The sequence below is a fragment of the Microbacterium sp. JAI119 genome (genome assembly GCF_013410135.1).
Classification (GTDB): domain Bacteria; phylum Actinomycetota; class Actinomycetes; order Actinomycetales; family Microbacteriaceae; genus Microbacterium; species Microbacterium oxydans.
Window position 1 is genome coordinate 251,692 of record NZ_JACCCK010000001.1, and the last position, 15,159, is coordinate 266,850.

13 protein-coding genes are annotated in these 15,159 nt (G+C 66.4%); 10 read left to right on the plus strand and 3 right to left on the minus strand.

What is annotated here, in order from left to right; translation table 11 throughout:
• The 6 genes from HDC31_RS01170 (at window position 1) to HDC31_RS01195 (ending at window position 6,283) form a co-directional block, all read left to right on the plus strand.
• On the plus strand, window positions 1-1,161 hold the full coding sequence (locus HDC31_RS01170; RefSeq protein WP_113681046.1) for a DUF4185 domain-containing protein: 1,161 nt from the start codon (window positions 1-3) through the stop codon (window positions 1,159-1,161).
• A 155-nt stretch (window positions 1,162-1,316) separates the two neighbouring features.
• A complete protein-coding gene (locus HDC31_RS01175; RefSeq protein ID WP_046748702.1) occupies window positions 1,317-2,684 on the plus strand; it encodes an ABC transporter substrate-binding protein in 1,368 nt (455 codons plus the stop codon).
• Window positions 2,685-2,755: 71 nt separating this feature from the next.
• Window positions 2,756-3,682: a carbohydrate ABC transporter permease gene (locus HDC31_RS01180; RefSeq protein ID WP_046748703.1), complete on the plus strand. Its 927-nt coding sequence runs from the start codon at window positions 2,756-2,758 to the stop codon at window positions 3,680-3,682.
• Window positions 3,682-4,575, plus strand: a complete 894-nt coding sequence (locus HDC31_RS01185) for a carbohydrate ABC transporter permease (protein ID WP_046748704.1) — start codon at window positions 3,682-3,684, stop codon at window positions 4,573-4,575. The genes HDC31_RS01180 and HDC31_RS01185 overlap by 1 nt, the downstream gene beginning before the upstream one ends.
• A 57-nt stretch (window positions 4,576-4,632) precedes the next feature.
• On the plus strand, window positions 4,633-5,733 hold the full coding sequence (locus HDC31_RS01190) for a DUF4185 domain-containing protein (RefSeq protein WP_058632329.1): 1,101 nt from the start codon (window positions 4,633-4,635) through the stop codon (window positions 5,731-5,733).
• A 109-nt stretch (window positions 5,734-5,842) separates the two neighbouring features.
• Window positions 5,843-6,283, plus strand: a complete 441-nt coding sequence (locus HDC31_RS01195; RefSeq protein ID WP_058632328.1) for a DoxX family protein — start codon at window positions 5,843-5,845, stop codon at window positions 6,281-6,283.
• Window positions 6,284-6,295: 12 nt separating this feature from the next.
• On the opposite strand, the gene HDC31_RS01200 is transcribed toward HDC31_RS01195, so the two are convergent.
• Complete coding sequence (locus HDC31_RS01200) at window positions 6,296-7,429, minus strand: glycoside hydrolase family 172 protein (protein WP_046748706.1); 1,134 nt, start codon at window positions 7,427-7,429, stop codon at window positions 6,296-6,298.
• A 103-nt stretch (window positions 7,430-7,532) separates the two neighbouring features.
• On the opposite strand from HDC31_RS01200, the gene HDC31_RS01205 reads away from it, so the two are divergent.
• Complete coding sequence (locus HDC31_RS01205; RefSeq protein ID WP_046748707.1) at window positions 7,533-8,516, plus strand: LacI family DNA-binding transcriptional regulator; 984 nt, start codon at window positions 7,533-7,535, stop codon at window positions 8,514-8,516.
• Here the strand turns inward: HDC31_RS01205 and HDC31_RS01210 are convergent.
• Window positions 8,513-8,833 (minus strand): hypothetical protein, encoded by a 321-nt coding sequence (locus tag HDC31_RS01210; RefSeq protein WP_046748708.1) that lies wholly within the window; start codon window positions 8,831-8,833, stop codon window positions 8,513-8,515. The two genes, HDC31_RS01205 and HDC31_RS01210, sit on opposite strands and share 4 nt — an antisense overlap.
• Window positions 8,834-9,028: 195 nt before the next feature.
• Between HDC31_RS01210 and HDC31_RS01215 the strand changes: the two genes are divergently transcribed.
• Genes HDC31_RS01215 through HDC31_RS01225 form a run of 3 tightly spaced genes read left to right on the plus strand, consistent with a single transcriptional unit; the run spans window position 9,029 to window position 14,717 of the window.
• On the plus strand, window positions 9,029-10,522 hold the full coding sequence (locus HDC31_RS01215) for an FGGY-family carbohydrate kinase (RefSeq protein WP_113681054.1): 1,494 nt from the start codon (window positions 9,029-9,031) through the stop codon (window positions 10,520-10,522).
• Window positions 10,519-13,086, plus strand: coding sequence for a GH116 family glycosyl-hydrolase (locus HDC31_RS01220; RefSeq protein WP_113681048.1), 2,568 nt, complete (start codon window positions 10,519-10,521; stop codon window positions 13,084-13,086). The genes HDC31_RS01215 and HDC31_RS01220 overlap by 4 nt, the downstream gene beginning before the upstream one ends.
• Window positions 13,083-14,717 carry a fucose isomerase gene (locus HDC31_RS01225; protein WP_061015236.1) on the plus strand — a complete coding sequence of 545 codons (1,635 nt, stop codon included), beginning with the start codon at window positions 13,083-13,085 and terminating at the stop codon, window positions 14,715-14,717. Before HDC31_RS01220 ends, HDC31_RS01225 begins: the two co-directional genes overlap by 4 nt.
• 14 nt (window positions 14,718-14,731) lie before the next feature.
• Here HDC31_RS01225 and HDC31_RS01230 read toward each other — a convergent pair whose 3' ends face one another.
• Window positions 14,732-15,043, minus strand: coding sequence for a hypothetical protein (locus HDC31_RS01230; RefSeq protein WP_113681049.1), 312 nt, complete (start codon window positions 15,041-15,043; stop codon window positions 14,732-14,734).
• Between the last annotated feature and the right edge of the window lie 116 nt (window positions 15,044-15,159).

A 15,159-nucleotide genomic window follows, 5' to 3' on the forward strand; every position in this document is an offset into this window, starting at 1 on the left:
ATGTCCAGCCCTGTCGCCTTCCTTCCTGTCGCCTTCCGCCGCGTGGCCGTGGCGGTATCCCTCGTTCTGGCCGTCGCTGTTGTCGGGTGCAGTGGAGAGGGCGGTGTGATCGTCGATCCCGATCCTGACAAACCGTTCGTGCTCGATGGGGTGTCCGGCCTCACCGAGATCGCGCAGCTCACGGGGCCTGGCGCCACGAACGACACGGAGTCGGTCTCGGTCGCGGGCACCGACCTCGGATCGATGGTGAACGTCGGTGACAAGACCTTCTTCTTCTTCGGCGACACGTTCGGCGAACGCGAGCCCGGGTCGATCGGTGGGCAGGGCGGGTTCTGGCGCTCGAACGTGGCTGCGTGGACGACCGACGACGACCCGTCGGACGGCATCGAGTTCGAGGGGTGGCTGGAGGATGAGGTCGGCCTCGCCGCGCCCCTCATCGAAGGCGATCACGACGCGAACGGCGCCGGTGGCGAGGTCACGAAGATTCCGACCTACGGCTTCGCTGTCGGAGACGCGATCTACGTCTCGTACATGTCGGTGCGTTTCTGGGGCAGCCCTGGAGCCTGGGATTCCAACTACTCCGCCCTCGTCGTCTCGCGGGATCTCGGATCTACATGGCGCCCTGTCGAAGGCGTGGAGTGGCCGGGTGACTCGAACTTCGTGCAGTTCGCGACGGCCGAGGTGAGGGACGGCGACGCGGACTGGATCTATTTCTGGTCGATTCCGTCCGGCCGATTCGGTGGTGTTCAGCTGATGCGCGTCCCGGCCACCGAGGACGCCGTCGAAGACCAGTCGGAGTACTCGTACTTCGCAGGTCTCGAAGGAGGGACGCCGCAGTGGAGCGACGACCTGCGCGACGCCGAGACGATTCTGGAAGGCACGGTCGGAGAGCTCTCGGTGATGTGGTCGACGTATCTGGACCGCTGGATCATGACCTATTCGGATGCCGGTTCGGCATACATCCGTGAGGGTGTCACGCCGTGGGGCCCGTGGGGCGAGGCGATCGAACTCGTTCCCCGCGAGGACCATCCCGGGTTGTACTCGCCGTACCTGAATCCGCGATACGTGAGCGACGGCGGACGTCGGATCTACTTCACGCTGTCGCTCTGGGATCCGTACAACGTCTTCTGGTTCTCCGCAGACCTGGAGCGCGCAGAGTGATCGACGCACGGATCATGCCTTGCGTATGAAATCGATTTCGCCTACTCTGGCGCATACCCGATCACCGACGATCCAGGGATGCGACCAGGGCCCGTCGGCGGCAGCCGAGATCACCGCAGCGACTCGATGAGGAGTCCGTTCCTGAGGAGGAACCCATGAGAATCACAACTCGTACGCGCAGGGCCGCGATCGCCGCTCTGGGCGCGCTCACGGTCGGCGTCATGCTGGCCGCGTGCGGTTCCGGCACGCCGGGGGAGTCTGCCGGCGACGGAGGCGGAGAGGACGGCGTCACCACGGTGCAGTTCTGGCACCGGACGTTCACGCCTGTGGAGAACGAGTGGTACGCCGACATCGTGAAGAAGTTCAACGCCTCGCAGGACAAGATCAAGGTCGTCGATACCGAGGTGCCCGCCGACGCGTGGGACCAGAAGATGAAGGCGGCCCAGGCCGCAGGCAAGGCCCCGGACGTCTACACCAGCTCCGCCAACCTCTACGACCTCGTGAACGCCGGATCGGTGCACGAACTCGACTCCATCGTCCCGAAGGACGCCCTCGACGAGATCCTCGACAACGCGAAATCGATCTCCGAGATCGACGGCACGCACTATGCCTATCCACTGCTGCTCGAGCCTCAGACCGTGCTGTTCTGGAACAAGGACATGTTGGACGCTGCCGGTGTCGATTCAGGGAGCGCCCCGGCGACATGGGACGATCTCCTCGCCGCCTGCGCGAAAATCCAGCCGACGCTCTCCGACGGGCAGTACTGCATCTCGCCGGCGCAGGATGCGGTGACAATGGCGTGGTCGACCGTCGGACAGCAGTACAACTTCGCCGGACACCTGGCGCTCACCGACGACTGGACCGCCCCTGACATCGACAACGAGGGCTACCGGAGCCTGATGGAGCAGTACCAGCAGCTGTGGGACAAGGGATACATGCCCAAGCAGCCTCTCGCGGCATACGTCGCAGGCGAGGACTTCGGTCAGCAGAAGGTCGCCTTCAAGGTGTCCGGTTCGTGGATGATGTCCGAGATCGGCTCGGACTACACCGACCTGCTCAGCAAGACCGGCGTCGGTGCCTTCCCGAGTTCGTCGGATGCGGACGGCCGCACAGCCACCACGATGGGCAACTTCACCTGGGTTGTCGACGCGAAGAGCAAGGCCCCCGAAGCCGCCGGCGAATTCCTCGCCTGGGCGATCGGCGGCGAGCCGCAGAACCTCGTCCCATTCTTCGTCGACACACAGTTCACCAAGGTGCCGGTGCGTCAGTCCGTGCAGGATGCCGTCGCGGCGAGCGAAGAGGCCGCTGACGCTCCGTGGTCGAGCATCATCGTCGACGACATCGCGCCGGACGCCATCCCCGGTTCCACCTACCCCTGGGATGTCAATCTCGCCGTCGGCACGGCGATGGAATCCGTGATGAAGGGCTCCGCCTCGGTGGATGACGCGATCAAGACCGCGAATGCGGCGATCCAGACCGTCATCGACCGCGACGGGCTGTCCGACAAGGCACCAAAGAACTGACGTCGCTCACTGTTCGGGGGTCGGCCCCGGCCCCCGAACAGTGAAGGACACGAGATCACGACGAGGTGGATATGGCCAATCAGGCTGTGCAGGAACGCCGGGCGATCCGGCAGCGGCAGAACCGTTACCGCTATCGCGACAACAGGACCGCATACTGGTTCCTGCTGCCGCTGGTGGTGCTGCTGGGGATCTTCGTGATCTGGCCGGCCATCTACGCCGGATACCTGTCATTCCAGGACTGGAGCTTCTATAAGGACCCGGAGTTCGTCGGCATCCGCAACTACGCCAACGTGCTCAAGGATCCGCTGTTCCTCGCGACCATCGGTCGCGGCTTCGCCTTCGTGCTCCTCACCGTGCCGATCATGCTCGTGCTGGCGTTCCTCTTCGCAAGCCTCGTCGTGACCGTGTCTCGACGGGCGGCCAGCCTCCTGAAGGTCAGCATCTACATCCCGACGATCATCTCCGCCGTGATCGCGTCGATCATCTTCGTGCTGATCTACAACTACTCCGGCGGACTTCTCAACGCTTTCCTCGGTACCTTCGGCATCGAGCCGATCGCCTGGATAGGTGATCCCAAGTGGGCGCTCCTCGCCATCGCGGTCCCGGCGATCTGGCTGGGCATGGGACTGACCTCGCTGATCATGGTCGCCGCGATGGTCGACATCCCGGCGGAGTACTACGAGGCGGCGGCGATGGAGGGGGCCAACTGGGGCCAGAAGACCGCGTACATCACCATCCCGCAGATGAAGAACGTGGTGCTGTACCTGCTCATCACCGGTTTCGTCGCCGCGATCCAGCAGTTCGAACTGCCCCTCGTCATGACCCAGGGCGGTCCGCTGGATTCCACGACCCTGCCGAACCTGTTCATCTTCAACCACTTCCGCAACGATGTGAACGTCGGCTACTCGATCGCCGCAGCGCTGTTGCTGTTCGTGGTGCTGGGTACGATCTCTGCCCTCGTCTTCAAGTTCGTCAACTCCGAGAGGCTGGTGGACTGATGGCCGTCATGCAGGAGACCACGCGCATCGTGCTCGCCGGCAGAGAACCTCGCTCGACCAGGCCGCCGCGCAGCGCCGGAGGCTGGCTCGTCGTCATCGGCAAGGTGATCCTGGGTGCGCTGTTCGTCATCGCGTCGCTGTTTCCGCTCGCCTGGATGGTGATCGCCGGCTTCAAGTCGAAGACCGAGGTCGTGGAGACCCCCTTCCAGTTCTTCCCCGAGGTGTGGCTCTGGCAGAACTACGCGCAGATCCTGGCCGATCCGACGTTCCTGCGCACTCTGTTGTGGACGTTCTTCGGTGCCGTGCTGTTCACCGTGGGCAGTCTCGCCGTGAACTCGCTCGCCGCCTACGCCTTCGCACGCCTCGACTTCCGGTTCAAGAAGACGATCTGGGCGATCGTGATCACGACGATGTTCATTCCCGGCATGACGATCCTGCTCACGAGCTTCATCGTGGTCACCCGCCTCTCCATGCTCGACACGCTGGCCGTGCTGGTGATCCCCGGGCTTGCGAGCGCCGGCATGGTGTTCTTCATCCGGCAGTTCTACCTGAACATCCCCAAGAGCTTGGAAGAGGCCGCGATGCTCGACGGCTGCGGTCGTTTCGGCATCTTCGTACGCATCTTCCTGCCGTTGTCGAAGCCGCCGTTCGTCGTGATGGGGATCACCGCGTTCCTCGCGTACTGGAATTCGTACGTCTGGCCGATCCTGACGATCACCTCGCCGGAGCGGTTCGTGCTCCAGCAGTACCTCGCAACCTTCCGGTCCGAGCGCAGCACCGAGCTCGGCCTCTTGATGGCCGGGTCCGTGCTCGCCGCAGCGCCGGTGATCATCCTGTTCCTCATCTTCCAGCGTCAGATCATCGGCAACATCAAGATGGCAGGCCTGAAATAGCAGCACTCTGCAGCACCACCGGCACCCGCCACCCGGCGGCAGCGAGAGGAGAGATCGATGGAGATCGAACAGAACCAGGAGTCATGGCTCAGCCGCAGGGGCGTCCTGCAGGGAGCGGTGGTAGCGGGAGCGGCGTTCCTGGCTGCGACCGGCCGGCCCGCTCCCGCGGCCGCCGCCGGACTGTCCGTGACGAGGGTCAAGGTGCTCGCCGGCACGCAGAGCCCCGTGCAGTACGGCATCGGGGCCACGGATCTCGGGATCCCCGCTCGCACACCGGATGGTCGGATGCTCTTCATGTTCGGCGACACGTGGGCCGATGGTGTCGGCGGCGCGAACTGGCGTTCCCCCGTCGCTCTCTACTCCTCGACGACGAACCTCGCCGCGGGAGTCGCGTTCAACGGGAGCGCGGGTGCCGGAGCGAACACGCAGGGCGTCGCTCCGCAGCTCTGGTATTACCCGCACGACGCCTACTTCACGACAGTGATCCCCTCCGATGTGATCACCGTCGGATCGCGAATGTATCTGCACGCGATCGTCAATGGCCCTCAGTTCGGAGCCGTGCGCTGGACGGAACTCTGGAAGTCGGACGACAACGGCGCGTCCTGGCAGCACACGGGGCTGCAGTTCCCCGCGGATATGGCGGGCGGCAAGTTCCAGTGCATCACGTGGGGCGAGGGCAACGACGGCTACGTGTACATCTACGGCACGGGCTTCCAGCGCGACAAGGGCATCGTGCTGTACCGGGTGCCGTCGAACAACATGACGACGCTCTCGGCCTATCAACCGTGGGGCTTCGCGAACGGTTCATGGGGGTGGGGCAAGCCCGTCACCGAGGTGCTCGGCGGCAAGTTCGGTGAGATGTGCCTGCGACCGCTCGGCGGGAAGTGGATTCTCACCTGGTTCAACTCCGGCGCGTATCGGATCGACGCGATGGTCCTGAACACGCCGACCGACAACCTCTACACGGCCACGAAGACCACTCTCCTCACCGGCACCGAGTGGAACACGGAAGATGCCTCGCACGTCGCGCAGCTCTACGGCGGCTACATCATCCCCGGGTCGACCCTGTCGGACCTGCACCTCAGCGTGAGCCAATGGAACACGGGCAACAACAGCGTGTACCACTCGGAGCAGTTCCGCGTGCAGGGGCTGGTGTAGGCGGGCGCGTCCAGGAGACCGAAAGCAACGCTTCCTAGCTTGGGGAGCAGGGAACGACCCTGCTCCGCGCCTGGCGCGCGGGTGTCCTGCCACGAAGGAAGAACTCCTCATGACGAACACCAAAGCCCCCTCTGCCGCCGCCTCGACCGGCCTCCTGGTCCTCCGGGTCGTCGTCGGCGCGATCTTCGCCGCCCACGGCGCGCAGAAGATCTTCGAGTTCACGCTGCCCGGGACCATCGGCAGCTTCGCCGGCATGGGAGTGCCGTTCGCCGAGATCGCCGCCCCGCTGGTGGCGTTCCTCGAGCTCGTCGGCGGCATTCTTCTGATCATCGGATTCCTCACGAGGCCGGTCGGCATCCTGCTCACCATCGACATGGCGGTGGCGCTTCTCCTCGTGCACCTCCCCGCCGGGCTGTGGGTCGGGGACGGGGGCTACGAGTTCGTCGCGGTCCTCGGTGTCGCCGCGCTCGCGCTGGCGCTCACGGGAGCCGGCCGTTTCTCCATCGACGGCGCCCTGCTTCGCGGTCGTGCCCCTGCCTGGCTCGCCTGAGAGTCGCCGCGCTCAGTCCTGAGGCTCGCGGGGCGGAGTGGCGCCGATGTCCGGCACCGGGGCTGTGCCTAGGTGCACCTCCAGGTCGTCGGCCGTCGGCGTCTTCGGGCGCCGCGCGGTCGGGCGGTCGAGGTAGAACAGTGCTGTGGAGGCGATGTCGTCGCGCAGCGGTAGGTACCGCCAGCCGCTGCGCCATCCGAGCGCCTGGATGTCGACCTTCGGGATACCGGTCGCGAAATGGATCGGGTCGAGCAGGTGCCAGCGGTACATGCCGAAGCGCTGCTGCGACACATACAGCCCGTCGGGACGGATCACCTGGGGCATGCCCAGATAGGGAGTCGAGAACTCCGTGTAGCCCTGGCCGGGGATGTCGAAGTTCCAGGCACCGCCGAAGTAGTCCTCTGTCCCCGTGCCGCAGATCGTCGGATAGTCGGTGTCGTCGTCGAGGTAGAACTTGATCTCGCCTTCGCCCCACCATCCGTTGGAGTTCACGCCCCAGGCGATGTACGTGCCGACGTACTGACCCTGCCCTTCGACGCCCTCCAGAATCACGTGCGGGGTGAGATCGGCCAGCGGGTTCGATCGACGCCACTGCGCGTGGAAGTACGCGTCGTTCGAGTGGTCGCCTCCGACCTCGTAGGTCACCTGGTAGTAGACACGCACGTCGACGACGGAGGTGTTCTCGAGGGTCAGTCTGGCGCCGTCCTTGAACGGCATCGGCCAGTAGGAGTTGAATCCGCCGTGCGGGTTCGCAGCGATCGTCTGCGAGTTCACCTGCGCGAAGACTCCCCAGGCGTTGCAGAAGAAGTCGCCGTACGGCACCTCGACGGCGGGTTCGTCGGCGCCGTCCCAATATGCGCGCAGCAGCAGGGTGCGCCAGTTGTCGGTATGGGTCGTGATCCAGAGGTGGGTGATCTTGCCCGCACCGGTGATGTTCGCGAGCTCGAGCGTCTCGCCGGCCTTTATGTCCATGCTGGGCGAGATCTTCCAACCGGGACCGAGGTCACGAGCGTTCATCGCGCCCGTGCCCTCGGTCGCGCGGCCACCGCCCCCAGCGGATCCGTCGAAGTTCTCGGGGGAGATCGATCGGGTCTGCACCGGTCGCAGCGCTGCGAGGGATGCCAGATCAGAAGCAGAGGAAGTCATGGGCGCCAATGTAATCGATTTCAGATGAGAACGCCAGAGAATCGAGGTGTGCGCGATACTGTTGCTTTCACGTCCGGCGCGTCCGGGCAGGCAGTGAGGGTGCATGGCCACGATCTATGACGTCGCGGAACTCGCGGGTGTCTCCCCGGCGACCGTCTCGCGTGTGTTCAACGGCACGAGCGTGTCCGAGGAGAAGGTGGCCGCCGTGCGCGACGCCGCGGCCCGGCTGAACTTCACGCCGAATCGCACGGCTCGTACACTCCGACGCCAGAGCTCCGAGGTCATCGCGCTCGTGATCCCGGACATCGAGAACCCCTACTTCACGGAGATGGCGCGAGGGGTCGAAGACGTCGCCTCCGAGGCGGGCTACTCGGTCGTCCTGTGCAACTCCGACGCGCAGATGGAGAAGGAGGCGACATACCTCCGTATCGCGATCTCCGAGCACATGTCGGGGATCATCATCGCGACGGCCGACGAGCGGTCCAACCTCGAGGGCATCCTCGCGACGGGGCGTCCCGTCGTGGCGGTCGACCGCAGCACCACGTACGACATCGACGGTGTCGTGATGGCGAACCGTGCAGCGGGCACGTCCGCGACGCAGGATCTGATCGACGCGGGCTATCGTCGCATCGCCTATATCGGCGGGCCCGAGCACATCGATACCGCGGCGGAGCGAGCCGCAGGATGGCGCTCCGTGCTCGCTGCGGCTCAGCCAGACCTCGACCTCGACGAGCTCGCACGATTCGCGACGTTCCGCGTGGAGGGGGGCCGTGCCGCTATGGAGGAGCTCCTCGCGCTTCCCGAGCCGCCCGATGCCGTGGTCGCCGGGAACAACCTCATCGGCGTCGGCGCCATCCAGGTGCTCACCGAGCACGGGCTCACTCCGCCGCAGGTCGGTGTCGCCGTGATCGGGTCACTGCCCTTCACGACGCTGTCTCCCACCGCCGTCACCGTCGTTCGCCTGCCGGCGCGCCACATGGGTGTGACGGCGGCGCGGATGCTGCTCGAGCGCATCAAGGGCGACCGGCAGCCCTCGCGCACCGTGGTGCTGCGCAACGAGATCCAACCCGCCAGCCAGCGGGTCTAGCGGGAGCCCCAGAAGCGGGTCGCCAGGTGGGCGACCTCTTTGTCGAGCTCTTCGAGTCGTCGATCGACAGAGCCCAGTCGCGCGTCGAACGTCGCCTCGAGAGCGTCGAATCGGGTGTCGACCCTCGCGTCCATCGCCTCGAACTTCGTCTCCATCGCCTGGAGCTTCGTCTCCATCGTCTCGAACCGGTATCCCAGCTCGCGCCGGAGGGACGATGTCATCTTGTCGTTCTGGCGGATGAGGACGGTGAGCGCCCCCAGCATGAAGGCAGCGAACACGCCGATCAGAGTCCAGACCTGGGGTTCGTTCATCTGCATGGCTCCATCCTGCGGGGGAGTCCTCAGATTGTCACGGTATTCCAGTGCGGCTCGGGCTCGAGCCCGTGAAGAGTGGAGAGCGCGCGCTCCCCGCAGATCGTGCAGGAAAGGTCGGATCTTCTTGCGATGTGAAATCGATTTCGCATAAAGTGGCCACAGGTTTCAGATTCTGTGCCCGGTTTCAAGGAGGACACCATGCGCTGCACCCTCGGGGTGGACATCGGCACGTCCAGCAGCAAAGGCGTGCTGGTGGGGGTCGACGGCACGATCATCGCGTCGGCGAGCCGTGCGCACGAGGTCCGCCGCCCCCACACCGGCTGGGTCGAGATGGACGGCGACGTGTGGTGGGACGAGTTCGTCTCGATCTCTCGCGAGCTGCTTGAGACGGTGCCCGATGCCGAGGTGGTCGGAGTCGGTGTGAGCGGGATGGGGCCGTGCATCCTCCTCGCCGACGAGGATGACCGCCCGGTGCGTCCCGCCATCCTCTATGGCGTCGACACACGCTCGACGGCGCAGATCGATCGGATGACGGCCGACCTCGGCATCGAGGAGATCACGCGCGTCGGCGGATCGACGCTCACCTCGCAGGCGGGTGGCCCCAAGATCGCCTGGATCGGGGATGAGGAGCCGGAGGCCCTGGCGCGTGCGCGACGCCTCTTCATGCCGGCGTCGTGGCTGACCAGGAACCTCACCGGGGCGTATGTGCTCGACCACCAGTCCGCGAGTCAGGTCTCGCCGTTCTACGACATCGAGGCCGAGAGCTGGTACGGGCCGTGGTGGGAGCTGTACGCGGGCGGTATCGAGCAGCCCGCACTGCTCTGGGCGGGCGACTTGGCAGGAGAGGTCACCGCCGCCGCGGCAGCGGCAAGCGGCATCCCGGCGGGAACACCCGTGATCACGGGCAGCATCGACGCCTGGACGGAGGCGGTCAGCGTCGGCGCGCACGAGGTCGGCGACCTCATGCTCATGTACGGGACGACGATGTTCCTGGTCGCGACGGGGGCGGAGACTCTGCGCACCCCGTCGATGTGGACCACTGCGGGAGCGTTCGCCGGCACACGCAACCTCGCGGGCGGGCTCTCCACGTCCGGCGCGCTGACCGCCTGGTTGAAGGATCTGACCGGGGCGGATTACCCCGAGCTGCTGGCAGAGGCGGAGCTCTCTCCACCCGGTGCGAGGGGATTGCTCGTGCTGCCGTACTTCGCCGGGGAGCGTACCCCGATCCAAGACCCTGATGCCCGGGGCGTGATCGCCGGACTCACGCTCGAGCACACGCGAGGCGACCTCTATCGTGCCGCTCTCGAGGCCACGGCGCTCGGCGTGCGCCACAACGTGGAGACCATGCGCGCGGCGGGTGCCGACATTCGTCGGATCGTCGCGGTGGGCGGGGGCACCCAGGGGCGGCTCTGGCTGCAGGTGGTCTCCGACGTGACAGGTCTCGTGCAGGAGGTGCCGCAGACGACGATCGGCGCGAGTTACGGTGCGGCCTTCCTCGCCGCGACCGCGATCGCCGCGCCTGACGAGACGCCGGTGATCACGGACTGGAACCCCGTCGCGGAGACGATCCGGCCTGATGAGGCGCTGCGCCCGGCCTACGACGACCTGTTCGACAGATACGTGCGCCTCTACGCGGATTCGAAGGACGTCGTGCACGAACTCGCAGACACGCAGCGCGGAGCATCCGCATGACCCGCGAACGGCGCGCCCGCGGTATCCCGCACACGTCGCAGGCGACGGCGTTCCCGCTGGGAGGCATCGGGACGGGCAATGTGTCGATCGGTGCCAGGGGAGAGCTGCGCGACTGGGAGCTCGAGAACCTTCCGGACAAGGGGCGTCGCAACCCGCACTCCTTCTTCGCGATCCACGCGGCTCCGGAGGGCGGCGACGCGGTCACCCGAGTGCTCGAAGCGCGGCTCGGCGGGCGTCACGATGCAGACGCGGGCTACGCGTTCGACCAGCTCGCGGGCCTCCCGCGACTCGATGCCGCGACGCTGCACGGCGAATACCCGGTGGTCGACGTCGACTTCAGCGACGCCGTCCTACCGGTCGACGTCTCGCTGCACGCCTTCACACCCCTGGTGCCTCTCGACGCGGACGAGTCCGGCATCCCGGCAGCGGTGCTGCGTTACCGCGTGACGAACCCTGGGTCGGTCCCGGTGGCGGTCACGGTCGTGGGCAGCATCTCGCACACGGCGGGGCGTGGCACCCCGGGGCCGGATGCGCCATGGGGGATGCGTGCGACGCAGACGGTGCGCTGGCGCGACGACGGCGAGGTGCGCGGACTCGACTTCGGGGTGGAACTGCCCGAGGATGACTTCGGCTACGGGACGCTGAGCCTCACCACGACGGATGCGGCCACGACCGCCAAGCCGCAGTGGGTCACCAGCTACTGGCCCGACGGTGCACGGCTGTTCTGGAACGATCTGACTGACGACGGGCTGCTCGCGGCGGAGCCGAGGCTCACGCTGGAGGATCGGCCCAGAGGGCTCTTCGCCGAACCCGATGCCGACCCGGACGCCGCGCCGCTGACCGAAGCGGAGATGCTGGCGAAGCTTCCCCGTCTGCGCACCGGCTCGCTCGGCATCGTGCACGTCCTCGCTCCCGGTGAGAGCCGCGACTTCGAGTTCGTGCTGTCGTGGAGCTTCCCGAATCGTCGTCGTGGGTGGAACGGGCATATCGTGTTCGCCGACCCGAACCTCGACGAGATCGTGCGGAACCACTACGCGACGCTGTGGCCGGATGCCTGGGCCGCCGCTGCCCACGTGCACGCGCACCTCGCAGAGCTCGAGGAGACGACGGATGCGTTCGTCGAGGCGCTGTACGGCGGGAGTCTCGATCCGGTGCTGATCGATGCGATCGGAGCGAACATCGCGGCCGCCCGTTCCACGACCGGCTTCGTCATCGAATCCCCGAACTCCGAGCTGGGCGATGGACCGGTGTTCGCGGCGTGGGAGGGATCTTTCGATCACGGCGGCTCGTGCGAGGGCACCTGTACCCACGTGTGGTCGTATGCGCAGACCCTCGCCTGGCTCTTCCCCTCGCTCGAAAGAAGTGCTCGGCGGGTGGAGTATCTGCTCGAGACGGACGAGTCCGGGGCGCAGAAGTTCCGCGGCAACCGCGTCTTCGGAGGTCCCTCCTGGTTCATGGGTCCGGCCGTCGACGGACAGCTCGGCACTCTGCTCCGCCTGCACCGGGAATGGCGCTTCAGCGGAGACGACGACTTCCTGCGTGAACTGTGGCCCGCAGCGGCTCGCACCCTGGACTTCGCGATCAGGGTCTGGGATCGCGACGGAGACGGGCTCCTCGACGGGGAGATGCACAACACCTACGACATCGAGTTCCACGGGGCAGAGCCCCTCGCGAACGGCGTGTACCTCGCGGCGCTCCGGGCGGGTACGCGCATGGCTGCCCATCTCGGTGAGGACCGGCGGGCGGAGGCATGGTCGGCTCGAGCGGACCATGTCGCCGCGGCGATGGACGAGACGCTGTGGAACGGTGAGTACTACCGCCAGGTGATCGGCGATGCCGACGCGCACCGGTACCAGTACGGCGATGGCGTGCTGTCGGATCAGCTCCTCGGGCAGTTCCACGCATTCGTGAACGGCCTCGGGCACATTCTTCCCCCGGAACGAGTCGATTCGGCGCTTGCCGCGATCGTGGCGCACAATCACCGTGACGACCTGTCTGCGCACGAGAGCACGCAGCGCGTCTACGCCCTGAACGACGAAGGTGGGCTCCTGCTCGCATCCTGGCCGCACGGTGGACGCCCGGCGATCCCCTTCGTCTACTCCGACGAGGTGTGGACGGGAGTCGAGCATCAGGTCGCGGCCTCGCTTCTCTATGCCGGCCGCGTCGATGACGCGATCCTCGTCGAGCGTTCGTTGCGCGGGCGGTATGACGGGCGTCACCGCAGTCCGTGGAACGAGATCGAATGCGGCAACCACTACGCACGATCGCTCGCGTCGTGGGCGCTTCTGCTCGGAGCGAGCGGTGTGCAGTGGGATGCCCCAAGCGGCGAGCTCTCCTTCGCTCCGGCGACCGGCGGTGATCTCCGCAGCCTGTTCACCACGGGAACCGGCTGGGGGCGTGTCGAGATCGACGAGCATGAGCTGGCCATCCATCTCGACGGCGGCACGCTCGATGTCGCAGACCTGCGGCTGCGCGGCCGGACCGTCGGCCGCGACATCCGACTCCGAGCCGGGGATACGCATCGTTCCCGGCTCACCCCGACCCCAACCCCGGAGGCATCATGACCACCTACACCCTGCCGACCACGGCATCCCGCCCGACGACCGCTCCGAAGACCGCGTATCTCATCACGTCCGGAGACCTTCGTGAGTCGGCGAACGTGGCGGGGTGGCCCACCCAGGTCGAGCTGGAGACCGGCGTCACCGGGGTGCTGAACGCCCTCGGGTGGGAGGTCATCCGGCCCTTCGGCGTCGACCCCGAGACCGGGCACGGATTCATCTCGAGCCAGCGCATGGGCCTCGAGGTGTTCACGCGCATCCCCGTCGACGCGCCGCTCATCGTCGCGATCGCCAACTGGCAGTACTCGCACCATGTGCTCGCCGGACTGCGATCCCACGAGGGGCCGATTCTCACGGTCGCGAACTTCGCCGGCGATTGGCCGGGCCTCGTCGGCCTTCTCGGGCTGAACGCGGGTCTGACCAAGATGGGCAAGCCCTACGCGACCACCTGGTCCGTCGACTTCGCCGATGAGTGGTTCACCGACGGCATCAAGGAATGGACGGAGTCCGGCGCCATCACGCACGACAGCTCGCACGTCCGACCGCTGCCCGCGCTGCCGGACAGCCCGGAGAAGCAGCTCGGCGAGGCGCTCGCGGCACAGCTGCTCTCCGAGAAGGCGATCATCGGCGTGTTCGATGAAGGCTGCATGGGCATGTACAACGCGATCTTCGACGACGAGCTGCTCAACCCGACCGGCATCTACAAGGAGCGCCTCTCGCAGTCGGCGTTGTACGCCGAGATGCTCGACGTCACGGACGATGAAGCCGACGCCGCGTACGACTGGTTGATCGATGCGGGGATGACGTTCCGCTACGGCGAAGACGGCGTCACCGAGCTCACCCGCGACCAGGTGCAGTGGCAGCTGAAGATGTACATCGCCGCGCTCCGCATCGCCGACGACTTCGGGCTCGACGCGGTCGGCATCCAGTACCAACAGGGCCTGAAGGACCTGGTGCCCGCCTCAGACCTGGCCGAGGGCATTCTGAACTCGACCGAGCGGCCGCCGGTGACCTCGCGCGACGGCTCTCGCGTTCTGCACGAGGGACGGGCCTTCCCGCACTTCAACGAGGCCGACGAGGGTGTCGCCGTGGACGCGCTCGTGACCGACCGGGTGTGGCGCGCGATGGGGCTCGTGCCCGACAACACGCTGCACGACGTCCGCTGGGGCGAGGACTACGACGGACAGTTCGTCTGGGTCTACGAGATCTCGGGGTCGGTGCCGGCATCGCACCTCGGAGGCTGGCAGCACGCGGAGGGATGGCGGCAGGGTCATGTGTTCTTCCCCGCGGGCGGCGCCACGATCAACGGCGTCTCGAAGCCCGGCGAGGTCGTGCTCTCCCGAGTGTTCATCGCCGAGGGCATCCTGCAGGCCGACATCTTCCGGGCGTCGGTGGTCGAGCTGCCGGCGGAGGAGACCCAGCGGCGTAAGGACGCCACGAACCCCGAGTGGCCGATCGCCCACGTGGTGCTGCACGGCGTCTCGCGCGACCAGTTCATGGCACGGCACAAGGCGAACCACGCGCAGCTCGTCTACGCGCCCGACGCCGAGACCGCGGACAAGGCCCTGATCGCGAAGGCCGCGATGTTCGACGGCATGGGGATCAAGGTCAACCTGGTGGGAGACGTGACGATCTGATCGGTCGCTGCACATCACTGCGAGCGCCAGAAGCGGGTCGCGAGGTTCGTGAGTTCCCTGTCGAGGTCGTCGACCTTGATCTCGATGCGGTCGAGCCGGGCATGGAGCCCATCGATCCGGGCCGAGAGCGTGCCTTCGACGCGGTCGATCTTCGCCGAGAGCGTGCCTTCGACGCGATCGATCTTCGCCGAGAGCGTGCCTTCGACGCGGTCGACCTCGGCGCGGATCACCCGGCTGAGCTGGGTCGTCATCAGCGTCATGCCGCCCAGCATCACTGCTGCGAAAACGCCGATCAGAGTCCATACCTGCGGATCGTTCAAGCGCATGCCTCCAGTCTGATTCCGGAGGGCAAGGTTGTCACGGTATTCCGGTCGTGACGTGCTGTCATCCCGGTGGCTGTGGAGCGAATGGCGTGTAGAAGCACCGTGCAGAAGAGGTCAGG